Genomic DNA, 26,549 nt, shown 5'->3' on the forward strand with positions numbered 1-26,549 from the left:
AACAATGTTTGTTAAATTAACTCAGTAACTATGGTTGTATCATCACCTGTCACTTGCTGCAACGGTTATTGTCGAGTTGATGGGAAATACGATAAGTTGAATTTATTGATAAAAAAGAGAGGAATTTTGTTAATCCCGTCACAACAAATACCACCACAATATTATGAAGCGATAGTGGACGAATAAAAAATATAATCCCGATTATGGCCTGTTTTGCATAATCGGGATTTGAAAATATTTTGCTCTAGCCAGTTAGGCATTAATGATACGGCTGATTAAGCAATAACCTTATTCACAATCTCTATTGCTTCTTGTTCAATTTGGCGTAAATGCTCTTCGCCACGGAAACTTTCACAATAGATTTTGTACGCTTCTTCCGTGCCGGATGGACGAGCGGCAAACCAACCATAATCGGTCATGATTTTTAGCCCGCCAATAGAAGCGCCATTACCCGGTGCCGTCGTTAAACGTTGAGTGATCTTATCGCCCGCTAAAGAGTCCGCAGTGACCATCTCTGGCGACAACTTACTGAGTTTCGCTTTTTGCTCATGGGTGGCTTTGGCTTGAATACGACTATAAATAGGCGCACCAAATTTTTCGGCGAGTTTGTTATAACGTTGCTGAGGGTTTTCCCCTGTCACCGCAGTAATTTCCGCCGCTAGCAAACATAAAATGATACCGTCTTTATCTGTCGACCAAGGTGTGCCATCAAATTTAAGGAAAGACGCTCCGGCACTCTCTTCGCCGCCGAAACCCAATTTTCCGTTAAACAAGCCATCGACGAACCATTTAAAACCAACGGGTACTTCGACAAGTTCACGTCCAATATCGGCAACAACACGGTCAATCATGGCACTTGAAACGAGTGTTTTCCCGACAGCGACCTCTTTCCCCCATTGTGGGCGATGCTGGAATAGGTAATCGATCGCGACCGCAAGGTAGTGGTTTGGATTCATTAACCCTGCTGGGGTGACAATACCATGACGGTCATAATCAGGGTCGTTGGCGAATGCTAAGTCAAACTTTTCTTTCATCCCTAATAGGCCAGCCATCGCCCAACGCGATGAGCAATCCATGCGGATCACGCCATCATGATCAAGCGGCATAAAACGGAATGTTTGATCTAATTGATCATTCACCAGTTCAAGATCTAATTGATAATATTCAGCAATCTTGCGCCAATATTCGATGCCAGAACCACCGAGTGGGTCGACACCTAATTTTAAACCTGCTTTTTGAATCGCCTTCATATCCACCACTTCACCCAGTGCGGCGACATAAGGCATGACTAAATCTTGTTCGGTGACATAACCACTGACCAGCGCATCTTCAAAAGAAATACGCTTAACACCCGTAAGGCCGTTTGCGAGTAATTGATTTGCTTGCTTTTCGATAACCGATGTTAAATCGGTATCAGCAGGGCCACCATTTGAGGGATTATATTTTATACCGCCATCTTCTGGTGGGTTATGAGAAGGTGTAATGACAATTCCATCCGCAACATCTTGATGGGATTGATTATAACTGATAATCGCATGGGATATGGCAGGCGTCGGAGTAAACCCGTTATCGGCTTGGATAACCACATTGACTTGGTTTGCAGCTAACACCTCAATAACCGTAATAAATGCCGCTTCAGACAACGCGTGGGTGTCTTTGCCGACAAAGCATGGCCCTGTTAGCCCTTGCTTTTTACGTAAATCAGCAACCGCTTGAGCAATAGCAAGAATATGATTTTCGTTGAAATTTTTCCTACTTGCACTGCCTCGATGCCCCGATGTTCCAAACTTCACTGCATGTTCAGGGTTACCGACTTGTGGTTTTAGTTGATAATATTGAGCGGTTAGTTGTGCAACATTAATCAAATCTTTCTGAAACGGAAGCTGCCCTGCGCGTTCATGTATTGTCACTTGTTATCTCCCAATGCACTGGTGCCCTATTTGTGACACCAGCGATGCCTCAATTTTTCGATTAGATAGTATTACAAACTTTCTCAATCACATTGGCAGGGAACTGCATTTCCTGCATGATTGCTTCAACCATGCTGCGTTTGCGATTGGTATTTGTGTTGGTGATCACCCAAAATGGCGTTCCCGGAATATGCCGTGGTTTTGACTGCTTACCTGCGGCTAACAGTGTTTGCTCATCGCCAGCAAAATAGACACGCGTACGACCATGCATTGACTCTGTCGCATTAGCAAAAACAGTGGCGTCTAAGCTATAGAGTGTCGATAAAATTAGCATAAAGCGGTCGATGGCTTTGCTTTTTTCTGCATAAGCATCAGAGAGTAAAAGCTCCCTCATCACCCTAACTGGATTTTGCGGCGTAATGGCTGTTTTTTTTGTCTCGACCGCCTGCTGCGGCGGCTGTTCGTTGCCGAGTTCTTTAACGACTTGTACTGGCTGACCGGACTTTAAATTTAACATACGGCGCAAAATATCCGATGCACTTTCACCGATATGCAGTGTGTGGCTGGCAATATAGCGGTAAAGCTCTTCATCAACTTCTATCGTTTTCATTTTTTCCCAGTACTTTTTTAACTAAAATTTGCGTTGGGATTATAAGATAGATTTCAAGAAAACAAAACAATTAAAATTTCAATAACTTAAAGTAAACAGCACACTAAGTTCAACGATATTTCAGTAAGTTATCATCTGATTGGTGGTTTTATGTTTAATCAGAAAAAAATACAATAATGAGAAGAATGAGACCTTAATATTCCATTTATTCTTTTATTGATAGCATTGAATAATTAATCGACCCGTTTGGATTTTGCTAATGTACATGCCATCATATCGTTAAAGAAGATAAATAAGCTGAAAATGAACTATGACAAACCTGCTAAACCATACTATTCATAAACCTGAAACTCCGGTATCGTCTACCCCTGTCGTGCTGATCCACGGATTATTTGGTGATCTCAATAATCTCGGTGTATTAGCCCGCGATTTACAAAAATATTTTGTCACCATCCAAATTGATGTCAGAAACCATGGCGACTCATTCCGTGCCACGACAATGGAATATCGCCAAATGGCACAAGATGTCATGACACTCTTACAATCCCTTGGATATGAAAACGCCATTTTGATTGGTCACTCCATGGGCGGGAAAATTGCGATGGCAGCAACCGAAATTGCCCCTCATTTCGTAGAAAAAGTTGTGGCTATTGATATGGCGCCTGTCGCTTATCAAGTTCGCCGCCACGATACCATTATTGCGGCTCTCGAAGCGGTGACCCACGCTGGCGTCAAAAGCCGCCAAGACGCGACGGTCGTCATGCGCGAATACCTTGATGAAGAGAGTGTCATTCAGTTTTTACTCAAATCATTCCGCCAAGGCGAGTGGAAATTTAACCTGCCTGCCATCAAAGAAAACTATGAGTCTATTATTGGCTGGGAAACCGTTCCGGCTTGGGATAAACCTGTTCTATTAATCCCCGGCGGTAACTCCCCTTATGTGCAAGCCGAATATAGAGAAGAGATTGCCGCACAGTTCCCAAATGCGAAAGCATGGGTCGTCGCGGATGCAGGGCATTGGGTTCATGCAGAGAAACCAGATCATGTACTTAGAGCCATACACCGTTTCTTAGATTTGCCCGAATACCAATAAATTCAAGCTTTATTTATAATGAAGGGAATATATAACCCTTCATTATAAACCAAATAAGAACCAATAATATATAAGACAAACTTCAATACACTGATAACTATTATTTCTGTATTATCTCTGTGAAAACTATCCATGCTATTTCATCTATTATTGCTAACATTATTTTATCAGCAATAAATATCAACCATCCTATATGACAAGCAATAACCCAAAGGAATATTCACAGAAAAAATGGAAAGTGAAAATACTCAGTCAACACTCTACTTTATTGGCATCATCATTAAGTTAACAAGTGATATTAGTCAAGACGAGTTTAATACCATCACCGCAGAGAAAGAAAGTTTCCGTGATACATTAAAAGCGCTTCAAAACAAGCTTAATATAAAGTGTAAATATAAAAATCAAACCAATAAAAACATTAGTAAGATAGATTCTCCTTCTATTATTTATGATAATGATAACGTAGCTTATCTATTAGCTAACTTTAATCATGAGCAAGTTCTTATTCAGCGATTTGGTAACCATCCTCCAGAATTATGGAGTATGGATAAGTTTATCCAAATGTGGAGTGGTAAATGGCTACAGGTTAAAACCAAACAAAGCCAATTTGATATTACTTGGTTTAAAACAGAATTTTTGAAATATAAATATATTATCGCTAGCGTTTTATTATTTTCATTTATTTTGCAAATACTCGCTTTAGTGACACCAATTATTATCCAAGTCATTATGGATAAAGTGTTAGTGCATAATAGTATGGTGACATTAGATCTGCTGATCTTTGGTCTTATTATTGCCGCCATCCTTGAAGTGACGCTTAAAGGGCTGCGTGAGTATGTTTATAACCATACTGTTAACCGTATCGATATGACTTTAGGGTTAAAGCTGGTCAATCATTTACTGCATCTGCCTCTTTCGTTTTTTAAAACTCGGCAAATTGGTGCAATCGTTACACGCGTTAAAGAGCTAGAGACTATTCGCGAATTTTTGACAGGAAGTTTTTTTACACTCTGTGTTGATGTGCTCTTTTTATTTGTTTTTCTTTATGTCATGAGCCTATTATCCTCAACCTTAATGTTGGTTTTTTTATGCTCAATTCCTTTCTATTTATTAGTTGCTTGGTGGCTGACGCCTAAAATTGAGGCCGCGGCCCATAAGCAATTTGCAAATATTGCCATCAACACCTCATTTTTAACCGAAAGTATTAATGGTATTGAAACAGCCAAAAGCCTCTCAATAGAGCCCAATTTTACTCGCCGCTGGGATCAGCAAACTTCTGATATGAGTCATACGACATTTGCGGCAGGCCAAATCAACTCCCGCTCTGAACATATTGTGATGGTGATTGAGAAATTAACCAGCGCCGTTATTTTGTGGATTGGTGCCTCTGAAGTCTTAGCCTTACAGCTTACTATTGGTCAATTTATTGCATTTCATATGATGGTCAATCATGCAAGCCAGCCTCTTGTTAAGTTGGTTAAGCTCTGGGGGGATTATATTAGAACCAAAGTTGCCATCGAAAAATTAGCGCAAATTATCAATTTGCCGACAGAGCAAACAAAACAAGCGGATAATAATACCTTAAAAGACCATATCCATTTGCGTAATATCTCTTTTCGCTATCAACCTGACATGCCTTATATTCTCGATAATTTTAATTTATCGATTCAGGCTGGTGAAACATTAGGCATTGTTGGTACATCTGGCTCAGGGAAAAGTACTCTTGCACGTTTATTACTCCGATTATATACCCCTGAGAAAGGAACGATCCTATTAGATGGCACTCCTCTTTCATCGATGAATATTCATTCGCTCAGAAGGCAAATTGGTATCGTATTACAAGAGAACTTTCTTTTTAACCAAACCGTTTTCGATAATATTGCGCAAACTTATCCCAATGCGTCAATGGATGAAGTCATACATGCCGCCAAAATGGCGGGGGCCCATGATTTTATTTTAAAATTACCGATGGGTTATGACACCATATTATCCGAAGGAGGCGCATCACTGTCTGGGGGACAACGCCAAAGAATTGCTATTGCACGTACACTGCTCGCCGACCCTAAAATTATTATTTTTGACGAAGCCACCAGCGCATTAGATGATGAGTCTCAAGCTATCATTCAAAAAAATATGCAGCTTATTGCTCAGGGCAGAACGGTAATTACGATTGCTCATCGCCTTTCTACTATTCGTCATCACCAACGTATTATCGTGATGCAACAAGGCAAAATTGTTGAACAAGGAAGCCATCAACAATTACTTGAGCAAGGCCAGTTTTATCAACATTTATGGGCGTTACAGCAATCTTTTAAATAATGACACGGATGTTAGTTATGAAACAAACAGCAGCAACGACACGGTATAACCATTTTTTACCGTCACATTTAGCACTATTAAAAAGCCCGCCATCTTACCTAGCCTTAACAACGGCCATCATTATCAGTATTGGCATTTTATTTGCGATTATTTGGTCATATATCGGTAAATTAGATATTCAAGCGACGACACAAGGCCGATTGGTCGTTTCCGGGCGAACACAAGTTATTCAAGCCTTTGAGCTTAGCCGCTTACAACATATTTATGTGGCTGATGGACAACACGTCAAACAAGGCGACCCATTATTAAGTGTTAATGTCTTAGGGATCAATCAAGATATTCATAATCTTAATTATCAAATTCATTTTCAACAAATTGAAAAATGGGTACATCATGCGTTATTAAATCAAATCTCCCCTGAGCTCACTCCGGAGTTTGCTAAATTATTACCTACAGAGCAGCAACGCCTTTTAGAAAGCTATCAAAGCTTAAAAAATGAATATGATGCGTTACTCAATGAGATTGATAATGAAATAACATTGAATAGAACTCATTATTCGGCAAGAGAGCGTGAATTAAAAGACGTTAATACTTTGATCATCAATATACAAAAACGCCTTGATGCCCATCGGGTATTAAATAATCAGCAACTGATTAGCCAAAAAGAGTTTTTGGAGCAAGAGCGTGAACTGTTAATGGCGAAAAAAGAGAAAACCTCAAAATTATCCGAGCTAGCGATCCTCAATAGTCAACATTCCGCACTACATGAAAAACGTCACCGACTACAGACACAGAAAGCCCAAGAGTGGTATGAAAAATATCGCCAAGCTGAATTTAAATTAGTTTCAGCGGAGCAGGAATTACTAAAAAACCAAGAAAGAGAGCAGTTAAAAATTATTCGTTCCCCTGTAGATGGTACAGTACAACAACTCGCGACCTATACTTTAGGTGCCGTATTACAGCCAGCTCAACAATTGATGGTGGTTGTGCCCAATAATGACGTGCAATTAGCCGAAGTCAAAATTCTCAATAAAGACATTGGATTTATTCGTGAAGGCCAATTAGCAACGGTCAAAATAGATGCTTTCCCCTACACACGCTATGGCACTATCGATGGTGAAGTCATTTCGATTTCTAGAGATAGCACCCAAGACGAGCAATTAGGTTTGGTTTTTTTAGGACAAATAGGTTTAAAGAAAAAGAGCCTATTGGTTGAAGGCAATCACATCGAATTAACCCCTGGTTTATCGGTCACTGCCGAAATTAAAACCGAAAAACGTCGCGTCATCGATTATTTACTTAGCCCTATTCAAGAATATACCACCACCGCCATGAGGGAAAAATAATCCATGACTGCGACTGAAACAAATTATGGTTTAGAGGCTTTAGTGTGGGTGGCAAACCATTATCAAAAAAATGTCACTAAAGACCAATTAATGCATGCTATTGGCATGAGCTCTGATTCACCGACCGACTGGGAGCTTAGAGAATGTGCCCACATTATAGGCTATGAAAGTGAGCTTGATGATTTAGACAAACAGCAAATTGCTAACCTTCCCCTTCCCGCACTAATTCGTATTCACGATGTTTGGTGGGTGCTGGCAAACAATCATGAGGGGGCGTTAGTGTTAATTCACCCCACACAAGGTGAGCTTTGTCTGTGGCATGAACATAATACAGAGGTAAATAGCCGCTTTGCCGTGTTATTAATCAAAGAACAATTTGAAGCCGAGCAAAAAAGAAAGTTTGGTATTGGCTGGTTTATCCCTTCAATATTACGTCAGCGCGCCCAATTAAAGAATGTTTTTATCCTTGCAGCTGTCGTGCAACTTTTTGCCTTAGTTAGCCCATTATTATTTCAAAATGTCATTGATAAGGTACTTGTTGGACGTAGTTTAAATAGCCTTCATGTCTTGGCAATAGGCATTATTAGTATTGCCTTTGCAGAGCCGCTTTATAGTTTTCTTCGGAATAAAATTTTTAGCCATACCAGTACACAAATTGGCGCTGAATTATCAGGAAAACTCTATCGGCACCTAATGGCACTACCATTGGGCTATTTTAAGCGGCGCCCTACAGGGAAAATTATCGCTCGAATTCGTGAAATGGCCCATATCCGCCAGTTTTTAACTGGCTCTACCTTGATGCTATTTATCGATTTACTCTTTGTTAGCCTTTTTATTGCCATTTTGTTTACCTATAGCGCCATTATGTCATGGCTTCTCATTGGCTCTTTGGTCATCTTTTTTATTTTATGGATGATACTCGGCCCCATTATTCGGCAACAAACAGAGAAGTCCTATCAAGCCGATGAAAATGGGCTAACCTTCTTAACAGAGGCTGTCACAGGGATTGAAACGATTAAAACGACAGCAACTGAAACCTATTTTTATCGTCGCTGGCAAAAGTTACTCAGTAAACAACTTATTCAAGGTTTTAAAGTCACCTTGCGTAGTGAGGTCGCCTCACAGCTAATGGCTCTCGTCAGTAAAATTACCACAGCGCTGTTGCTTTGGGTGGGTGTCAAAGAGGTGATGAATGGGGGGATCACCCCCGGTGAATTGGTTGCCTACAATATGTTAAGCGCTCATGTCACTCAACCTGTACTTCGATTAGCGCAAATATGGCAAGATTTTCAGCATACCATTATCTCTCTTCGCCGTGTGGGGGATATTTTGGATGAGCCTATTGAAAATGAACGAAAAGGCATTGTCAGTTCGGCATCTATTCAAGGCCGTATTGAGTTCCAAAATATTCGTTTTCGTTATCAACCCGAAGCCCCAGAAGTGCTGAGCCATCTTTCATTATCCGTTAAAGCGGGAGAGTTTATCGGTATTACTGGGCCTTCTGGCTCTGGAAAAAGTACCTTAACGAAACTACTGCAACGGTTATATATTCCACAACATGGTCAAGTGATTGTCGATGGGATGGATCTTGCGGTTAGCGATACGGTTGCTCTGCGTCGCCGCATGAGTGTCGTACTTCAAGAAAGTATGTTGTTTGTCGGTACTATTGAAGAAAACATTCGTTTGAGTAAACCACAAGCCAATCATGATGACGTTGTGGAAGCGGCTAAACTTGCAGGCGCCTATGACTTTATTATGTCACTTCCTGAGCAGTTTAACTCCCCTCTGTCAGAGCGTGGACTGAATCTTTCGGGAGGGCAGCGCCAGCGCATCGCACTCGCTAGAGCGTTACTGACAAAACCGGATATTTTGATTTTGGATGAAGCTACCTCGGCATTAGACTATGAATCACAGGATGTGCAAATATTGCTTAATGATTTTTAGCTAGCAAAGCCGCACTACAAGCCAGCCAGCATTTTTGCGATTTGCTTATTTTTGCCTATTTTTATCGATTCCTCTCATTTTTGTGTCACAATTTCGGCACAGTTCGTCACAGTGATATCTGATAACATTACGACCAATATTGATATCGCGCCATTGTCTGACTGCTTATAATTAACTCCAGACTTTATTGGAGGGTTTATGACCAGTACGCAACTTATCTTACTCGCACTTACTTGCATCAATGAAAATAGAGAGCCGTCTCACACTGAACAATCACGTATCTATGTTTTCTATAAAACAGAGATAGATGACAAGGCTATTTCGATCAATGAGTTTATACTCTTACTTTCTAATTCATCTTTGTACTGCCAGATAGAGCAACCAAAAAGGGCTCCAGTAATTGAGTTCATAGAAAGTTATCTAAGCAGTTCTGCTGATAAATCACACGCAAGAAAGTAGAATAATCATGCACAATCTCGCAAATCTAACTCAGTGAGTAAGAGATTTCCGCGGGGGTATACAGCAAAGAAGATTAGATGTCTTCCTCGGCTTCAATTTCGGCGTTCTTAGCCTCCTCCTCCGCTTGCCTCTCCGCCTCCTCTTTCGCCAATCGCTCGGCTTCTGCTTGCTTGAGGTTGTAGATAGAGTTACTCGGCATTTCGACACGCATATCTATCCAGCGTGATTCAGGAACGTCACACGGCTCATAGTTTTCGTAGTAAACAGGGTTGCCGTCTTTATCTATGTACTTAATGCGCTTGTTCTGAAAACGCTCCGGTAGGTCAGCGTTCTGTTGGTGGAAAACAAAAACTTCAATATCACCATCTGGTCTCACCTTGTAATCAATAAGCACCATGTTTTTACCATTGTGGTCTTGAGGAATAACAAAGCCGTTATTGATACCCCATGCTCCATCCGAGTTAAAACCGACAACGCCTTTAATTAAATAGTGCCCTACACCAAGGTGCTCCATTTCAACGCCTTCAGATTCTTCGTTTAACTCAATGTGATCGGCGAAAAGTTTTACCACCGGCGATGCTGCTTTTAAGTTGCCGTTGGAGTCTTTTGTTGTATTGCCTGTTGAGTAAATTTCAAACCAGCCATTCCACACGCCATTATTTTTTTGTCGGTAAGCGAGTAATTTGGCGGTATTTCCTTGAAGTTGCAGTATCATCCCTGACTGGTCGGCTCCACCCGCTCGACACGCATGAATGAGTGGAGAGTAACTATGAAAGTTATTACCTGCCGTAGTCGCTCCGCCTCCACCCGAATAAAATCCACTTTCTAAACGCAATTCATTAGCATCTGTAAAAATGAGTCCCACCCCTCCCACTCCATAATCCCCAACTTGCATTAGCGTGCCGGATTTATCAGGCAAGGTATGCGTCCCTTTAGTCGACTTAATTGCGTTCTTACTGAAAGTCACATCACCAGTAATAGTTCCACCCGCTTTATCAAACTTCCCATCTAGCAGCTTATCCCGCTCTGCTTCTGTGCGTGTTTTTCTCACAGTGCCATCAGGGAGTTTGACATCAATAACTCCCGACTCCGTCATTATGCGATTCTGTATATCACTGAACTGTACGTTAGATGAATTCATTGCAACAATCGCGTTTGCTGCTGCTGAAATTGAATCCATTGTTGTTGTGAAAATAACGTATTTAGCACCAGTTTGTGCTGTCGGGATTGGAAAGTTTAATGTTAGTTCTGTGTTCGACTGTATTGAGTGAATGCTGTTGTTATGAACAGTGTTGCCGATTTGAATCTGTATCATCTGCATTGGAAGTACAAGATTAATATTCTCTTTCCACTTAGTGCCCACTCCAATTAGTTTTGTGCTGTTTGCTGTCGTTGTGACTGTTCCTACGTTGTACATAATATTCTCCGAAATTTAGATACAAAAAAACCGCAATTAAGCGGCTTGTTTATGTGATAGACTTTTAACTGATTTTAAATGATGATGAGTTATGTTTGCAGGCAATAACCATTGCTGGCAGTATCTTAGTCGTACACTTCCCTGCATGATATGTGGTGTATCTAACTGTAACGACAACGTCTTTTTTGCTAGCAGGTATTGTTGCGTAGAATGAGCAAACTAATTTCCATGAACTTCCATTTATCACCTTTGTTGTTTGCGGTGTATGTGTTACCCCATCAATAATGATTTGAACATAGGCATCGATAATTGCGTCTGAATAAGACCCTGCTGACTCAAACTGCATCGTTGGCATTAATAAATCAACATCATACGGCATTCCCCCTGTATAAATGATCTTTGACTCAATGACTTGGTCATATTTACTACCATGGATTTCTTCTTTGGTGGCATACTTGTAAGTTGCTGCTACCGCATTATCGCCAATTAACTTTTCAACATAAACAGTTCCATTAAACTCACCATCAGTTGCATAAATCTTCCCGGTTATTTCAGCGTCATTTGCAATCAGCTTCCCGTTTTCAAAATCCAGCATGAGACCTTTTTTAGCTGAAGGATCCCAATTTTTGGATTTGATAGTCGAACCAATTAACAGCTTTTCAATTGTCGCTTGATTAATAAACGCTTCATTGATAAACACCTGCCCATTTTCAACAAAGAAAACTGGCTCTAACTTGCCGCTGGATGGATTGAAAATGCCGAACGTATCGGCGCTAAAGCCGATTTGTGTGACCACCTTGCCGTTTCTTACTTCCGCTCCCATCATGAATTTCGCATCGTAATATTGATTGTTCCAGTTGATGCCGGTCTTAATTGTGTAGATAGCAGAGCCATTGCCGTTGTGGTCAAAAATGGTTTGCCCACGTTGCTCAATCGCTGCCTGCTGATTGTCAAACTCAGCTCTCGTCAACTGACTGAAATCCGCCAAAGCTTGCTCGTTGTCGCTGATTGACTGCTTGTTATCACTGATTGACGACTCTGCTTGACCGATTCGAGTAGATAAATCTGTGTTAACTTTAGCAATCGCTTGGTCTTGCTTCGCAATCGCTTCTTTCTGCGTGTCAATTTGAGCTTGAACGGTGTTAATCCTGCTATCAAACTTCGCGTTGAGCTGCTCATGGCTTTTTGCAACTGATTGCTGAGTATCTGCCAGCGCTTCTTCTACTCGCGTAAAACGAGCGCCGTTCTCACCGAGTTGAGCATCAATTTGCGTGAACTTCTGCGCATAAGCTTTATCGTTATCAGCAACAATTTTGTTAGTTTCACGGATAGAAGCTTTAGCACGCAAAATCTCAGTGCCTTGCTGATTCTGCTGAACTGCAAGTTGCAATGTGCTTTCAGCGTGGGTGCTATCGGCATTCGCTTGCGTGTGTTGCACATTCGCAATGGATGAACTGTTGTCATTAAACTGGGATGTTTGAAGTTGCTGAAGCTCCGTGACAGTCTCATCCGTTTTCGCTATCGCTTTTGTGTTCGTCGTGACAGCGGCACTAACTTTCGATAACTCCTCTTTGTTCGAGTTGATGTCTTTCCCGAGTTCTGCGCGTACTTGCTCTGTGCGCTCAGAGTGTGCTTTGTCTTGCTCTGCGATTGATTTACGCACATCCACGAATTCAGCTTGCGAATCTTCGTAGTGCGCTTTCACGCTCTCTGCAAGCTCGGCTGTTGCTTTTTCATTCGTCGCTGTTGCATTCGCGATACGCTTAACTTCCGCTTTCGACTGTAGCAACTCAGAGCTATGTTGGTTCACTTGAGCTGTCGTCTGCATAATCGCTTCTGAAACTGCAAGCTCCACATTTGACAATGACGTCTCAAAGTGCGTGATATAGCCGCGCATCTCGCCGAATTCAGCTGTAGTTGATTGTTCAAACTTCGCTTGTGATTGCTTTAAATCGGCGGTTGCTGTTTCGACTGTTGTGACGCGTGATTTAACACCATCGACATCAGCTTTTACTTGACTAATTTGCTGCGCCGTTGCTTTCTCATAGCTCGTTTGAGTATCTTTGATATTGAGAATTTCAGCGGCGTTATAGCTTACTTCAGCACTGATTTTCTCTTGCCAGCGCGCCGCCGCTTCTCTGTCAGTGACTTGCACTTGCTCAATGCGGAATATCTCAGCTTTTCTATCAGCAACCTCTTCTTTCAAGCTGAAATGAACTTCCGTCGTGAACTGAGTGTTCATCATCACCGCTTCGTTGACCGCTTCAACATCTCTATCAATGCTGACAACTTTCTGCTTCACATCAATCGTGTCCAGCTCAAGCTCTGCAATCGCTTCTTTGCTAAAGTCGATTTGCTCTTGCATCTGCTTGCCTGCTTCGTTGGTGAGGAATTTATCACCAACCACTTCTAGAATACCGTCAACATCCGTTGATGATTCACCAAGAACAGCGCTCGTCCACTCTGACTGATTCCCGCTTTTATCTACCAGCCTTGCACGGAAATAGAACCGTACGCCAGCCTTTAGGCCGGACATACGATACGATTTTAGCGGATAAGGTACATCAGCCAGCAGTTGCATAGATTCAACTGTGTTTTCAGATGAATATTGCAACTCTGTTTTTAGCGTGTCGCTCGTGTTCGCATCAAATCCCCAATTGAGAGTAATTCCCCAAACCTCAGAAGTGGCTCGTAAATTTAAGGGTTTTGGTGGATTACCTTCTTTTCCGTTGAGTTGAGTTTCTTCCGCATTAGCCCACACGCTGGAAATTTCAGACGCATTAATCGCCCGTACGCGAACTTGATAACGGCCTGCATAAATACCATTAACTTCAAACCCCAGCGTTGATGTACGCGGGGCATTTATCCAGTTACCGTTGTCACGACGCCATTCCGCCTCATACGCAATCGCACTTTCAGCCGCTTCCCAATCAACCCGTAAAGTTGTAAATGCAATGCCTTGGTCTACTTGTGTGTATGAAGAAATACGCACATTTTTAGGCGCTGGCTGTACTTTGGGTGGTATAACGGTAATGGGTCTTTCGTCAATACGTGCACCAGCATCGATATGCTCATAATTGTCAGGGTTATGGATAGCACCTGAGATGGTGTAAGTATTATCACCGTTATCGCTGATGTTAATAACGCGGTACAACTGGATAGCTAAATCATCCGAATCAACAACCCATACCGCTTCTTTTTGCGGCACTTGCGAATATTCAACTGAAACGGTGACAACTTTTTGATTCACTGACGTAACAGTGCGCCCTTCTGATTTACCATCGGGCAAGTTCACAATTAAGCGATCCCCCACTTTAATAGAGGTCGTTCTATCAAGCGTAATCTTGCGACCATCAACAGAGGAAATACGTCCGCCAGTGCTACGACCTGCCAATGTTGAATCGGCTAACCCGATAATATGACCAGGAGAAGGTATTGCGCCTTCAAGCCCTGTCGCAAACGTGACCATACGATCATTCGCGTTCGTCAATAATGCCCAGCGACCACGACGATTGGCTTCACTGCGACGGGTACAACCAATTGCAGATAGCTCTGTTTTTCTTACACCATATCGATGCTGAAGCTTTAAATCTGCAACGGCTTCAACATCATCATTGCTGTGATTATCAATGTCGGTAAAGGAAACTAATGCTTGAGTATAACGGTTTTGAATGCTGCCGCCTGAATATGTTGGCTTACCACCGACAATATTTGCATTTGTGAACACTCTAAAAACTGGCTCAGGCATATCAGCGACAACATTTATTTTGTTATCAGACCAGTACGTCATCCCTCTAAATATCGCGGCAATATCACGCAAAACGGTATAGGCAGCCTCTTGTGATTGAATATAAACATCACACAAGAAGCGAGGCTCTTTTCCATCTCCACCGCGCCCATCTGGCACCATTTCATCGCAATATTGTGCAATCTTATACAGATCCCACTTATCAATTTGTGAAGCATTAATGCGATCACCACAACCGTAGCGGTTATTTAAAACCAAGTCATAAAACACCCACGCTGGATTATTGGTTGCTGCAAGCTTAAATGTTCCATCCCATACACCAGAGTATGTGCGATTAATCGGGTCGTAATTCGTTGGCACTTTAATCAGTAACCCACCTTTAGGCCGTACACTGATTTTTGGGATACGGTTATTAAATTGACGGGCGTTGAAGGTGATAAATAGTAGTGCGGTATTTGGATAACGCAGTTTTGCATCAATGACTTCCACAACGGCGGCAATTGTCACTTTATCGGCAATACGGGCGGTATTCTGATTCTTAGTGAGCCGGCGAACACGCAATTGCCAGCCTGTATTCGCTTTAGGTAATTCAATGCGATGTGTTCGTTGGTATTCACTGGTCGTTTTACCGTCAAATGCCGATTTGATGACCTCCTTATACCCCGAACCATCCGTCGAAAGCTCAATGATATAATCCACACGATAGCCAGTCGTATCACCATTATCATGCTGTTGCATAAATTGCGGCGCAGAAAAACGAATGCGGACAGCGGACAATTGCGTATTATTGATGCTTCTGACATACGGCTGATCATCTTTCAGCTCCATCCCCACCGCGATTTCGTTATCAACGGAGGGGATACCTTGGATGTATTCTTGATGCTCACTACCCGCACGGAACTCCCACGTCACTCCTTCAAAGTTTTTAGAGCCATCCGCATTACCAATGGGGGTATCATCAAGAAAGATCCGCGTATCATCCAACCCACCTGCTATTTCACCTTCTGAAATCGCTAACAGAATTTTTGCGGTAGATTCGGATAGCAAACTGTCTTTTGATTCGACGGGCGTATGTCCGCCACCGCCGCCCCCTTTTGCACCGTATATCGTTTCCATATTTCACCCATAAAAAAAGCCACATAAGTGGCTATTCTGAAATTCATTGTTGTTATTGCTGATCTTCGGTATATATCCCTGCAGAGATAATAGCGCCGCCGATTTCGCGTCGGTCTAGCCCATAAAATAGCGGCACAGGATTACCTTGCGCAGTGGTGTTGACTGTGCCACCAAAGGCATAAGACGGTTTATTGTCGGCGTCTTGACGCACAGATAAGCCACGCGGCTGAGGTGACAGCATTTGCACTACGCCACCTAGCGCCATCGCAGCACCGCCCATAGCCAATGCCCCGCCCCATGTTCCAGCAGCAGTAAATGCAACAGATAAGCCGCCGGATAAAAATGCTGCCGCACCAATCATGGCCACACCTAAAATAGTCTGGAAAAATCCGCCTCGTTTACTTCCTTTAATGATTGGTGCTATGCGGATATCTTCTGTGGTATCAAGATGTAATTCATCTTCACTAATATTGCGCTTACCTTTAAATACAGCAAACTCTAGCCCTTTCAGGTGTGCATTCGCGAGGAATTGCTCAAAGCCGTCATAAAGCACTGATAATGCTTTTATGGCTTCACGAGGGGAATCTATATCTAATTTATGTTCACGCCCAAACTTTGCGCCCAGCACGCCGTAAAGCCGTATTGTTTTTAAACTCATACCAACTCCTTGCGTCTCACTATTTTTACCGTCCGATCGCGCCAGTAATCGCTGTAGGGTACTAACCTGCTGAGTTGACCATAAAGATGATGTAGCAGCATTCCATTAGAGATAACACCAGCGTGATTAGGCACATCGGCTTGCACTTGCATAATCACCATGTCACCTTCTTTAGGTTCACCAGTAACGTCGACAAAACCTGCTTTCTGGTAATTATCCATATACAGGTTTTCGCCTTCTTCCCACCAATGCCTATCGACACTATAGTTATGCAGCTCAATACCGTATTTTTGCCGGTAATAGTCCATAATGAGCGACCAACAATCAGCATAACCCAGCACAAAAGGCCGCCCTTCTAATTCGCGTTCACCTCGAGGGTAAATAATTCGAATATCACCCTCAGGCCATGATGCGATCACCCAAGGCAATCCAGTTGCATCACACTGTAATTTATCGATTTCACTCGGTTGTGTCGTCACGCCATCACCACAATGGCTATGCACAATTGCTATTGGCTCACCCCAGTCCTCAGCAAGAGCGTAATCTTCTGGAGAAAGCTCAAAATGCTCTGCCGGGTTATCTGAAAGATTGCGACAAGGAAAGTATTTTTTAACTCGACTTTTCTGACAGATAACTCCGCAAGCTTCTTTGGGATATTCGGCTTTCACATGCTCAAATATCAGTTCAGTTAATTTCTTTGTGATCATCGTATTAACCCCGCTGCTGGGAAACCTCCGAAGTCCAAAGGTTCATTCTCACCAAAGCGCTTTTTACAATCACTGATAAGCCCACCACATTTATCTAGTGATGGATCATCAACTGGCTCACCCCGCTCATTGAAGTACTTTGTGCCAGTATAGTTACACCCGCGACCACTGCGGTAATCCCCTTTCATGCACCAATAGCACAGATTATGTATCTGGCGAACGGGTATCATAATTCCCTGTAAATCAAACGGGGTAGAAAGCTCGAACTCAACAGCTTCACCAGCCACCTCGCTAGTCTTACGGTCAATGTAATAAACTTGGGTAAAGCACTCGTCGGGGTTAGCGGTTGGGTTGCCATCCGTGAAATTTTTAGCATCAAGATAGTGAGCAAAAGTTTCATAAATAGTGACCTTGGCTAAGGCCATGTCGTCAAATTGCAAACACAATGACGATATCAGCCCATCGATGTTAGCAACCCTCAATGTTGGCCTTGGTGGGCTGCCATCGCTATTTTTTGACATGCCCTCAATTTCATAAGGCCATGCTCCGTACTCATTGCCTTGCCACCAGATAGATTTTGGCTTGATGTCACCATTCGATTGCTCTATCTCTTCTGGTGTATGAGGCAAGTTGTAAGCGTGAAACCTAAGCACCGGCCCATCAAATTCAGATCCATCAACTTCGATAAGTTGAACCTTGTTGCCCGATTCTAGTTTTTGAATGTCAGATGTAATATTCATGCGCTAAAAGCCTGCTCGAATGTTGCTGAGATAGTGACTGCAAGGCCGCCAATGGGGGTCATCGTGATTGAATCAGCCTTAACGCGATACAACCCCTTCTCTCCAAATGGTGGCGTCCATATAAATGACTTTGCGGTGTGCTCACGGATAAACTTAAATATCGGCATCACCTCCTCTTTCATTCCTGTATAGGTAAAAGGCCATGACTGTGATTCCGTGTTGATGCCATCGCCCGCAACTTGTTTGTAACCATCACCAAAAGTGACTTCTTTTATTCGATGAGTGAATTCGCCCGTTGGCGTTTCTTGCGTTTGCATTCGCCACTTAAATTCTTCAATCATGGTTCACCTCGAAAAAAGACGGCACAAAGCCGCCTAATGATCAAATATCAGGATTTTCAATAGTTAAATTTAGTTTATGGTAAAAGTTCAGCCCTATGTAATTTTGCCGAAGGAATGGCTGATTTACTTCGGTGTGAGGATTTAAAATGGACGAACAGATGATGAATAAACTCACCTCTGATGTAAGAAAACTTAACGAAACCGTTATTTCGCTTGGAAACTCAAATAAATCTCTAGCTGTACGCATTGAAATTTTAGCATCTATCTTTTCCGCATTAGTGGCAGCAGGGCTAATAAAAAGAGAAGGCGTTGAAACGATAGTTAATATGTATAGTTCAAATGATAAGAGACTAACTGATGATTTTCTTGCCAACGAAAAGAAAGCGGTTATGAAGTTAATTGACTCAATAAAGGTTCGCTAATAGCCTTTTTCTCTATAAATATTTCCCCTTCTTTTATAGAGAACGCATCACAGCTCACTTTCGCTTGCATGTCAGTGAGCTGTTTTTGTAACTCTGCGATCTGAATGCCTTGGCTTGTTACTCGTGCTGATAATTCACTGATCACTGCTTCTAAATGTTGATTGCTCATAACTACCTCTCTTAATTACCTTTGATTGTTCTTGATAATGCAGATGCTGGGTTTTTAAGTAAATTATTAACCCCAACTTCTATCATTTGCTGGAATTCGCGTTTTACTGCGTTTGTGTTCATTTGATTTGACTGCGATTGCTGAGTTTGCCCGCCATTATCTAGCTTTATATCACCCATATTAATGTTGATGTTGGTTCCACCACCAGCAACCTGAGGGTTGCGAGCGATAAATGCGGTTGGTTGCGTAACTGACATTGGCGCTGAACCACCAACATAGCCGCCAGAAGCGTACCCTTTTTGACCGTAATCCATTAGCCGATAAAGGTTGGCAATGCCTAATCGTTGCGTGGCTTCTTTTGTGAATACAAACTCTCCACCATGAACGATGCCCATCGGTTGATACTTGCCGCCATCCCCAGTGTAGCCGCCTTCCGAGTGACCTTTTAGCCCCAAGAAATTACCTACCGCATTACCACCAAATGCCGCTTTCATAGCATTTAGCATAGCCATCTGCATTAACATCTTGGTGGTCATTTCTAAGAATGAGCGAGTGAAATCAGCAAAATTAGCTTTGCCCGTCAATACAAAATCAGAGAGACTGTTACTCATACCCTGAAATGCAGATTGGCTGATTTGTGATACGTTACCGTAAACATCAGTGGCTTGGTCTTGGAATTCTGCAAAGCCTTTTTGAAGGCCCAACTTCCAGTTCTCTCTCTGTCCATTTTGCTTAGTGTGGAACTTGTCGAGAATCGCCAACCTCTTTTGTAGTTGCTCAGATAAGAATTGCGCTTCCTCCTCGTACATCTCCTTTGTCATACCTGTGGACTTGTCTTGATATTGCTTAAGTAACTCCGCTTGTTTTTTCTGAAACTCATTCTGTAACTGAAACTTCTCTTGCAGCCTTCCTTGCTCTAGAGAGCCTTTCCCTGTCATTTCAAGCGTTTGTTCGTATTGCATTTGCGCCTGAGCCGTTTCCTCCATGAGTTGCTTGTTATAAGCGGCAATTTTGACTTCGGCTTCCTTGCGCTGGATGATTTTTTCGTATTCAGCGGCACGTTCTAACTCAGCCGTAATCAGTGCTTTATTGGCTAATAGTGATTTTTGGTCATCCGTTAGTCGTTTTCCTTTTGCTTTATTTTTCTCAATTTCTGCGATTTCTTGGTTCCACTTAACCAACGCTAGTTGCTGTGCGCCAAGTTTATCGCCAATTTCACTTTGAAGCTTAAGTGCTGCGTTTTGTTCCAGAAGACTAGATAGCCTTTTTTGTGCTGCGGATTCTGTATAAGTCTTGTTTTGAGAGTTAAGCAGCTTGCGTTGACGCTCTTCCTCTCTATATTTTTCCGCCGCTAAGTCTTGGAGTTTTAGGATATTCTTGGGGTCAGTTTCTCCAGCATCCCTTGCCATATACTCAGCTTGCTTTCTTGCTTTGGCTTCACCTGTTAATGATGCAAGTTCTATATCGCGCTCAAGCTGCTGCTTTAATTTTGCACCACCTTCGGTAAAACTTAACGTCAAGTAGGCAGAGTTAAATTTGCCCAGCGCATTAGCTGCCGCATTCACATTAAGACCAAAGCTTTTAAATGCTTCAGCACCATTTGGTAGCACTGAACGAGTGTGCGCGGTTAGCAAATCCGCGCCTTGCAATAGCTTGCCGTTTAGGTCTGCTTGGATTAAAGATATGGTGTTCAACGCTCTGTTTTTATCATACAAAGCAACTTTTTCATGAGCTAGCGCAACCTCCAAGCTTTCCTCAGCTTTTGCTAGTTTCTTTGTTATTTGCTCATACTTTTGAGTGCCATACTCAGCCTCTTTGAGGGCTCCTTTTAATTTTTCAACCTCTCTAATTGCTTTTGAGGTGTTAATACTTGCATCTAAATTAACGCTGCTTAATTTGGGAAGGGCTTTTTGAAGTTCTTCAACTTTTAAAATCTTCTGCTCTCGTGTCATCTCCTTGAGCTTATCAACTAAACCATCTACCCCTCTGGATAACTCTATTGCATCCCGTTTTGCTTGCTCCATACTTTGAGCAAACATATACATACCACCAGCAACAAGCATCGTTAAGCCCACGGGGCCGCCAAGCAACGCAAGACCGCCTTGTAGCATTCCCGTTACTCTAGCTCCAATCGATGTAACAGTATTGAGTCGCTCTTGTGATGCTGCAACAGCATTGTTAGCCTGTACTAACGCAAGTTTTGCGGCTCTTTCTCGCGAGAGTGCTGCTGTATACTCGGCAGATAGCAACGCGCTTTGGCGAGTTCTGGCATTCCTGTTGATGTCATTCTGTAGTCTCGCTCTGTCTAACTGAGCATTCCTCACTGCCGCGGCAGCCCTCCTCTGTTCTTGAGTTGCCACATCCAGTTGAGCTTTTGCGTTTTCTTTTGCAGTCCGAGTCTGATTTATCGTTTCTTTGGCAGCATTCTTCATTGAAGTTGCCATGTTGCCAAAATAGCGGGCAACGCCTATCCCTACAATGCTAGTGATTACTGTTGAAACGGCACTAAAATTATCACTCAATACAGCCAACCCAGCAGACATCGAGCGAGTGATTCCGAGACTTTGGTTTAGCTCACCATAATAAGCTTTAGCTGAGTTTATTACCCTGTTAAAGCCATCTGCAACGGTGTTATCCATTGAATCAGCTAGCGCGTTATTGGCGTCTTTTGCTGCCATCACTGCATCGGCAAATAGCTTAAATGAGATCTTACCCTCTGCCGCCATTTTTTTAACTTGAGCTTCGGTTACTTTAATCCCACCATTTTGCTTTTCTAGCTGTCTAGCGATGTCGCCCAGCAGGGTTGGCGTGGCATTCATAATTGAATTCCAGTTTTCACCAGCGACTTTCCCTGCGACCATCGCTTTATTTAGCGCGTTTTGCATCGACATGACTTCATTAGCACTTGATGCGTTGGCAGTCATTGCAGATGATAAAGATTCAATGTAATCAATAGTCTGTGTAGTGTTATAACCAAGCTCTTGCATTGATGTTGCAGCGCCAATATAGAGCAACTGAACATCTTCAATATTCTTACCGTTACGGTTACTTATCTCCAAAAAACGCTCTTGGATATCTGCGTAATTCTTGATATCGCCTTCTACTGACTTGAGCGCCATTTTAATTCGTGCTGCAACTTGCCCCCAATCGTCGGCTATTTTTATAACTGCACCGATAGATAGCGCACCTGCTGCCGATGCTGCAAGGCGCTTGAATGAAAAGCCTAGGTTGTCTGTTGCCCCTGTCGCGCGTTCGCCTTGAGCTGTCAAGCGATTTAGGGCATCAGCTAAGCTTTCTGAGTTTCTTTGAGCACCCGAGCTATCTAAGATAATGACAAGTCTTGAAGATTGTTCAGACATTTTCCTTTCCTTTAAAAAAAGAAAGCCCCGTCAAATGCGACGAGGCCTTTAGCTAAAAAATAACATTCTGATTACTGGTCAAATATCAGCATTTCTAATTCAATTCGGTAGACTTATAGTTAACTATCCTTAACCAAGACGAGCTACACAATGACTGATAAATTTGATAGAGCATTGCAACGAGAGTTTTTACAACACTTATATGATTTGTCGCCTGACACCCCTAGTAACCAAAGCTTACATGAGTTCGCTGAAAAGTTTGGATCAATGAATAACCTAGTTGCGAATCTTCAATATCTCCTTGGTCATAATCTTATTGAAACAGGATTTCATTCATATATTGGCGGAGATGTCGAAATAAACTCTTACAAAACAAGAATCACTAGTAAGGGAATCGATTTTCTCAGGGATGATGGAGGATTAAGCGCCATCCTAAACATTCAAACCATCAAAATTCACGCTGACACACTGTCTCAGCTAGAAGCAATCATCTCTGCCTCAAATATTCCAGAAGATGAGAAGAAGGGACTGATTGCAAAACTTCGAGAGCTTCCGGCAAGTGCCATAACACATTTGACGAATGAATTAACGGTGAAGGCGGTTCTAGCTCTGCCGAGCGCACTTCCACTAATTCAAAAGTATTTGGCTGAAATGTTCCGCTAGTTGCCTTAGTGAACCTCCCCCAACCTAGTGAGCGACTGAGCAACACCCAAAAATCACTTTCTCTATTAGCACAGACAAATAACCCGTTAGGGTGTGCATATGCTGAATGAATGATCATAGTTCCTATCTCCTAGAACAAAAAAACCCCGCCGATTGGCAGGGTTTGTTAGATGTGTTGACGCTTCTACTTTGTGTATGTTGTTACTTCAATTGGTGTTTGCGTTGAAGATGTTGTAATCCAAATGCTAGCAACCCCAATAGAGGCGTTAGACCTTTCGCTTGTTTTGTCACACTGAATACTGCTTTCGCATTTTTGTTTTACTTGATTTAATATCTCTTTATCAAAGCCCTTGATTAACAAAAACTCAAACTCTTTATCCAGTTTTTCTTTGAAGTTTTGAAAGCTAGGGTTATGCTCTTCTTCCCCTACAGACACCGTTTCTATTTCAACAAGACCTTCTTTGTTAAACTTTAGCTCATTTGAGTAAGTCCATTCATTGAATGGCTTCCGGTTGTCAAATTTACAGATTGTGACCTCGCTCTCTTTTTCACAATCACCATCTTTAATAAAGCTGACACTTTCCATGCTCTGCCCCCACTTTAAACCGAACGGGGCATCTTGCTTGCTGTCGCAGCCAACCAACAAAGCGATCACCGCAGCCACTGCTAATATTCTTTTCATCCCATCACCTATTTGTATTATTAATTTGCCTTATGATAGCCCTAGGTGTGTGCAAAACAAAGCAAAAGACCTCAATCAAGAGGCGCAATATGTGATCTGGATTACAAGCCCATGGACGGGCTATCAATTCTCACGATTCGTTATAATCAAACTATATCAATAAGTTGAGAAATTCAGGCAACAAAAAACCCACCGGAGTGGGTTAATGGTTTATTATTCAGGTGCTTTTTGTGTGACTCTAAATAAAGGAACCTCAAATAACGGAAGTAGTAGTCCAGGTATCCCAGCTCTAGTTGTAAGCCCCATAACATGCTCTCTCAAGTATGGATAAATAATAAATGGCGCATTGTGCTCAGCCCAGTGATCAATCTTATCCATCGGAAAATTATCGACATCAACCTCGAAAGTTCCGTGAAGCTCGACTGATAAGTTAATTGGGCTCTCATGATCAGCGGTCTGATCTTCATTTATTCCAATGGTCGCCCTCATCTTGACTTGAATGATATCTTCATCCTCATCAAAATCAGTTGTTCCAACTTCAAGGCCGAACTTTCCACGATACTCATCATGCTCATCAAAAGCAGAACTATTGTTTACCTTGATGTACAACTCTGAAACATGTAAAGCTGCTATCTGAATAGGATGCTTTTTAAACTTTGCCATACCTTATACTCTTATGCTGCCATTGCATATTGTTCGTCATTTGCCGGCTCACCTTGGTAAGACCAACGTGACATATGAAGATATGCAAGAGCTACTGCATCAAAGTCAACCATATATTTAGCTGAGTTATCTCTCAGGAATGTGGAGATTATAATTTCATTTTCTTTTGGTGTCTCAATCTTACAAAAATGATTGATAAGATTGTAAACATCACCACCTTTATGTGTTTTAAGCTCTTTAACAAATTCAATTGAATCCATGGCGAATAGTTCTTCGAAAACAGAATCAATTGCTTGTTCCATGGTCAGTTTCATTTTATATCCTCCGTCAATGCGGGAAACATAGTTATGCAGCTCATATTCTTAACTATGTGGGCGAACGGCTCTCCCAAAAATGGAAGTAGCTCATCTTTCATTTTTTTTGGCGCAGCTACTGTCGCCAATACAACATCAATTGGATGCTTAGAAGAAAGTCGACTTATGAACATATCATGAGCAAGAGACATAGCTTCGTCATTTGATATGGTTTCTCCTTTTTTTTGAGCATCCTCAATGTGCGATTCTACTAACTTTCTGATGGTGGCTCGATATTTTGGCTCTGTGAGCTTTAAGAGATTTTCTTGTTCGCACCCTATTCTTGCCCAAATAATTTGACCTTGTTTATTTTCATCGGAATTATACTCTCCACGTCTTTCTGCATATTTGTACCAAGATCTAGCTAAATTTCTAGCATATTCACATCCACACTCATCGGCATACCAAAAATATACACCTTTACCTCGACGACCAGATGCACTTTCTCGGAAGCCATTTCTTGATATTGAATCCACTCTACTTTTACTTGTCCCGTGGCTTCCTATGCTTCTATACATTATGTAACCCTAAGCTTTCAAAAATCAACAAAGTCTTAACATTTCAATACATTACAAGGAACAATGGAACATTTATAGACTCATTCCTCATCAAATGTAAGCTCTATTATTAATTAGTATAAGCATAATATATTCTATAAGTAAGAAATTAGCAAAAACTGTTTAATTCATATCAATGTCACTGCAATGTAGAGTATCTTTCTGATTTATCGATGGCCACCTCTCCATAGACTATCACCACTTCAATGCAATGGAAAACCTATAATGGCACACCATAATATCGACTTATATATATGATAACAATAAGTTTCATGTAAAGTAAGATGCTATCTGCGATGATTGATAAAATCAACATGCCATTTTGGGTGAGTTATTTATTAATATAATTAACCTCTAACCACAGGCAACTCATCAAAATTAGTCGTGTAAGCGGGTGGCAACATTTCGCGTTTCATCTAGTATCCGCTATCTCCATCACCAAACCACTGTATACACACAATGATACCCACTTGGTACGCATTGATACTAGGGCATTGCTGCCCTACTTTTTATCTTTCCGCTCCTGCTCTTTCATCCACTCGGCTCGGAAATTATCATCAAGCGCAAAAATGGCAGCATCGAACTCTCTGCGACTAAGTGCTGTTGGCCTTGACGCTAGATATTGATCTATATCAGCAAGTGATATCGGCAGAGGATAAGCGTCCATTCCCGCATATCGCCTGCTGCGACAAATGATGCTGTAAGCCATCAAGAGCTCGTTAGTGACGCCGTCGAAATCTGGCGCAGGAACATCAGGAAGCCCTAATTGCTTTCTCTTCCACTTTGCTTTTTCGCTCCTCTCTCCGCCGAATTCAGTTAGCCACTTTTGAGCTTCTATGACTTTTTTATTGTTTCATCGATTTGCTCAGACTCTTCTTTACTGAGTTCCACTGCCGCATCGATAACTTTCCAGTATATGTCTGGGCACTGCTTTAACAATCTAGTTCCTCGCTCAGGCGTGTACTCAATCGCAACCTGCTCGCCTTTTGCGTTCAACTCGCCAACACCCTGCCAATCTTTCAGTAAATATTGCGCCACTGTGAACATCAGTAGTTCATCAAGTGGTTGAGATGTGTCTACTTTTGATATATCAAAATCAGATGTCCCCACTTTCATCTTGCTGTCTAATCGCTCGATGTGTCTGTATGCGGTTGCACTTACGCTTTGATATCTACTGTCATTAGCGGAACCGACAAGCAACTTCAAGCCTTCTGCAGGCTCAATCCATTTTGTTCTTTCAATTTTCTGTTCTTTGTTCAAAATAAGCATTGAT

General features: G+C 42.0%; 23 protein-coding genes. 6 read left to right on the top strand and 17 right to left on the bottom strand.

From position 1 onward, the window contains the following. Positions 1-275 precede the first annotated feature (275 nt). Positions 276-1,910, bottom strand: coding sequence for a phosphoglucomutase (alpha-D-glucose-1,6-bisphosphate-dependent) (gene pgm / locus I3B46_RS15020; RefSeq protein WP_004918135.1), 1,635 nt, complete (start codon positions 1,908-1,910; stop codon positions 276-278). A gap of 61 nt (positions 1,911-1,971) precedes the next feature. Next, positions 1,972-2,520 carry a replication initiation negative regulator SeqA gene (gene seqA, locus I3B46_RS15025; protein WP_004918133.1) on the bottom strand — a complete coding sequence of 183 codons (549 nt, stop codon included), beginning with the start codon at positions 2,518-2,520 and terminating at the stop codon, positions 1,972-1,974. Positions 2,521-2,830: 310 nt separating this feature from the next. On the opposite strand from seqA, the gene ybfF reads away from it, so the two are divergent. The 4 genes from ybfF (at position 2,831) to I3B46_RS15045 (ending at position 9,222) form a co-directional block, all read left to right on the top strand. Beyond that, a complete protein-coding gene (ybfF, locus tag I3B46_RS15030; RefSeq protein WP_072502949.1) occupies positions 2,831-3,613 on the top strand; it encodes an esterase in 783 nt (260 codons plus the stop codon). A 231-nt stretch (positions 3,614-3,844) separates the two neighbouring features. Then, positions 3,845-5,932, top strand: a complete 2,088-nt coding sequence (locus I3B46_RS15035; protein WP_163762099.1) for a peptidase domain-containing ABC transporter — start codon at positions 3,845-3,847, stop codon at positions 5,930-5,932. Positions 5,933-5,949: 17 nt separating this feature from the next. Further along, positions 5,950-7,278, top strand: a complete 1,329-nt coding sequence (locus I3B46_RS15040) for an HlyD family type I secretion periplasmic adaptor subunit (RefSeq protein WP_231405865.1) — start codon at positions 5,950-5,952, stop codon at positions 7,276-7,278. A gap of 3 nt (positions 7,279-7,281) precedes the next feature. Further along, positions 7,282-9,222, top strand: a complete 1,941-nt coding sequence (locus I3B46_RS15045) for a type I secretion system permease/ATPase (RefSeq protein ID WP_163762100.1) — start codon at positions 7,282-7,284, stop codon at positions 9,220-9,222. A gap of 532 nt (positions 9,223-9,754) precedes the next feature. Here I3B46_RS15045 and I3B46_RS15050 read toward each other — a convergent pair. From I3B46_RS15050 to I3B46_RS15075, 6 genes are all read right to left on the bottom strand, one after another. Further along, positions 9,755-11,098 (bottom strand): phage tail fiber protein, encoded by a 1,344-nt coding sequence (locus I3B46_RS15050; protein WP_196993060.1) that lies wholly within the window; start codon positions 11,096-11,098, stop codon positions 9,755-9,757. Between the two features lie 64 nt (positions 11,099-11,162). After that, positions 11,163-15,962: a TipJ family phage tail tip protein gene (gpJ, locus tag I3B46_RS22740; protein ID WP_196993061.1), complete on the bottom strand. Its 4,800-nt coding sequence runs from the start codon at positions 15,960-15,962 to the stop codon at positions 11,163-11,165. 52 nt (positions 15,963-16,014) lie between these two features. Beyond that, a complete protein-coding gene (locus tag I3B46_RS15060) occupies positions 16,015-16,620 on the bottom strand; it encodes a tail assembly protein (RefSeq protein WP_014657920.1) in 606 nt (201 codons plus the stop codon). After that, positions 16,617-17,327 carry a C40 family peptidase gene (locus I3B46_RS15065; protein WP_196715489.1) on the bottom strand — a complete coding sequence of 237 codons (711 nt, stop codon included), beginning with the start codon at positions 17,325-17,327 and terminating at the stop codon, positions 16,617-16,619. Before I3B46_RS15065 ends, I3B46_RS15060 begins: the two co-directional genes overlap by 4 nt. Continuing rightward, positions 17,324-18,067 carry a phage minor tail protein L gene (locus I3B46_RS15070; RefSeq protein WP_196715490.1) on the bottom strand — a complete coding sequence of 248 codons (744 nt, stop codon included), beginning with the start codon at positions 18,065-18,067 and terminating at the stop codon, positions 17,324-17,326. The genes I3B46_RS15065 and I3B46_RS15070 overlap by 4 nt, the downstream gene beginning before the upstream one ends. Continuing rightward, on the bottom strand, positions 18,064-18,408 hold the full coding sequence (locus tag I3B46_RS15075) for a phage tail protein (RefSeq protein WP_196993062.1): 345 nt from the start codon (positions 18,406-18,408) through the stop codon (positions 18,064-18,066). Before I3B46_RS15075 ends, I3B46_RS15070 begins: the two co-directional genes overlap by 4 nt. A 146-nt stretch (positions 18,409-18,554) precedes the next feature. On the opposite strand from I3B46_RS15075, the gene I3B46_RS15080 reads away from it, so the two are divergent. Then, positions 18,555-18,830, top strand: coding sequence for a hypothetical protein (locus I3B46_RS15080; RefSeq protein ID WP_072502322.1), 276 nt, complete (start codon positions 18,555-18,557; stop codon positions 18,828-18,830). Here the strand turns inward: I3B46_RS15080 and I3B46_RS15085 are convergent. After that, a complete protein-coding gene (locus tag I3B46_RS15085; protein WP_072502323.1) occupies positions 18,796-18,999 on the bottom strand; it encodes a hypothetical protein in 204 nt (67 codons plus the stop codon). The two genes, I3B46_RS15080 and I3B46_RS15085, sit on opposite strands and share 35 nt — an antisense overlap. An 11-nt stretch (positions 19,000-19,010) precedes the next feature. Beyond that, a complete protein-coding gene (locus I3B46_RS15090) occupies positions 19,011-22,358 on the bottom strand; it encodes a phage tail tape measure protein (protein ID WP_196993063.1) in 3,348 nt (1,115 codons plus the stop codon). A gap of 150 nt (positions 22,359-22,508) precedes the next feature. Here I3B46_RS15090 and I3B46_RS15095 point away from each other — a divergent pair, with 150 nt between their 5' ends. Continuing rightward, a complete protein-coding gene (locus tag I3B46_RS15095) occupies positions 22,509-23,021 on the top strand; it encodes a hypothetical protein (RefSeq protein WP_004916383.1) in 513 nt (170 codons plus the stop codon). 184 nt (positions 23,022-23,205) lie between these two features. Here the strand turns inward: I3B46_RS15095 and I3B46_RS15100 are convergent, their stop codons facing one another. The 7 genes from I3B46_RS15100 to I3B46_RS15130 all read right to left on the bottom strand — a co-directional run bounded on the left by I3B46_RS15100 (position 23,206) and on the right by I3B46_RS15130 (position 26,545). Continuing rightward, positions 23,206-23,703 (bottom strand): hypothetical protein, encoded by a 498-nt coding sequence (locus tag I3B46_RS15100; RefSeq protein WP_196993064.1) that lies wholly within the window; start codon positions 23,701-23,703, stop codon positions 23,206-23,208. 213 nt (positions 23,704-23,916) lie between these two features. Then, complete coding sequence (locus tag I3B46_RS15105) at positions 23,917-24,366, bottom strand: protein-export chaperone SecB (RefSeq protein WP_196993065.1); 450 nt, start codon at positions 24,364-24,366, stop codon at positions 23,917-23,919. An 11-nt stretch (positions 24,367-24,377) separates the two neighbouring features. Continuing rightward, positions 24,378-24,680, bottom strand: a complete 303-nt coding sequence (locus I3B46_RS15110) for a hypothetical protein (RefSeq protein ID WP_196993066.1) — start codon at positions 24,678-24,680, stop codon at positions 24,378-24,380. Beyond that, positions 24,677-25,237: a hypothetical protein gene (locus I3B46_RS22490; protein ID WP_196993067.1), complete on the bottom strand. Its 561-nt coding sequence runs from the start codon at positions 25,235-25,237 to the stop codon at positions 24,677-24,679. The genes I3B46_RS15110 and I3B46_RS22490 overlap by 4 nt, the downstream gene beginning before the upstream one ends. 386 nt (positions 25,238-25,623) lie before the next feature. After that, positions 25,624-25,692, bottom strand: coding sequence for a DUF4113 domain-containing protein (locus I3B46_RS15120; RefSeq protein WP_196993222.1), 69 nt, complete (start codon positions 25,690-25,692; stop codon positions 25,624-25,626). A gap of 86 nt (positions 25,693-25,778) precedes the next feature. Beyond that, positions 25,779-25,985, bottom strand: coding sequence for a hypothetical protein (locus I3B46_RS15125; RefSeq protein WP_231405866.1), 207 nt, complete (start codon positions 25,983-25,985; stop codon positions 25,779-25,781). Between the two features lie 125 nt (positions 25,986-26,110). Next, positions 26,111-26,545 (bottom strand): hypothetical protein, encoded by a 435-nt coding sequence (locus I3B46_RS15130; protein ID WP_004916406.1) that lies wholly within the window; start codon positions 26,543-26,545, stop codon positions 26,111-26,113. Positions 26,546-26,549 lie beyond the last annotated feature (4 nt).

The organism is Providencia sp. 2.29, assembly GCF_015832305.1.
GTDB classification, from domain to species: Bacteria; Pseudomonadota; Gammaproteobacteria; order Enterobacterales; family Enterobacteriaceae; genus Providencia; species Providencia stuartii.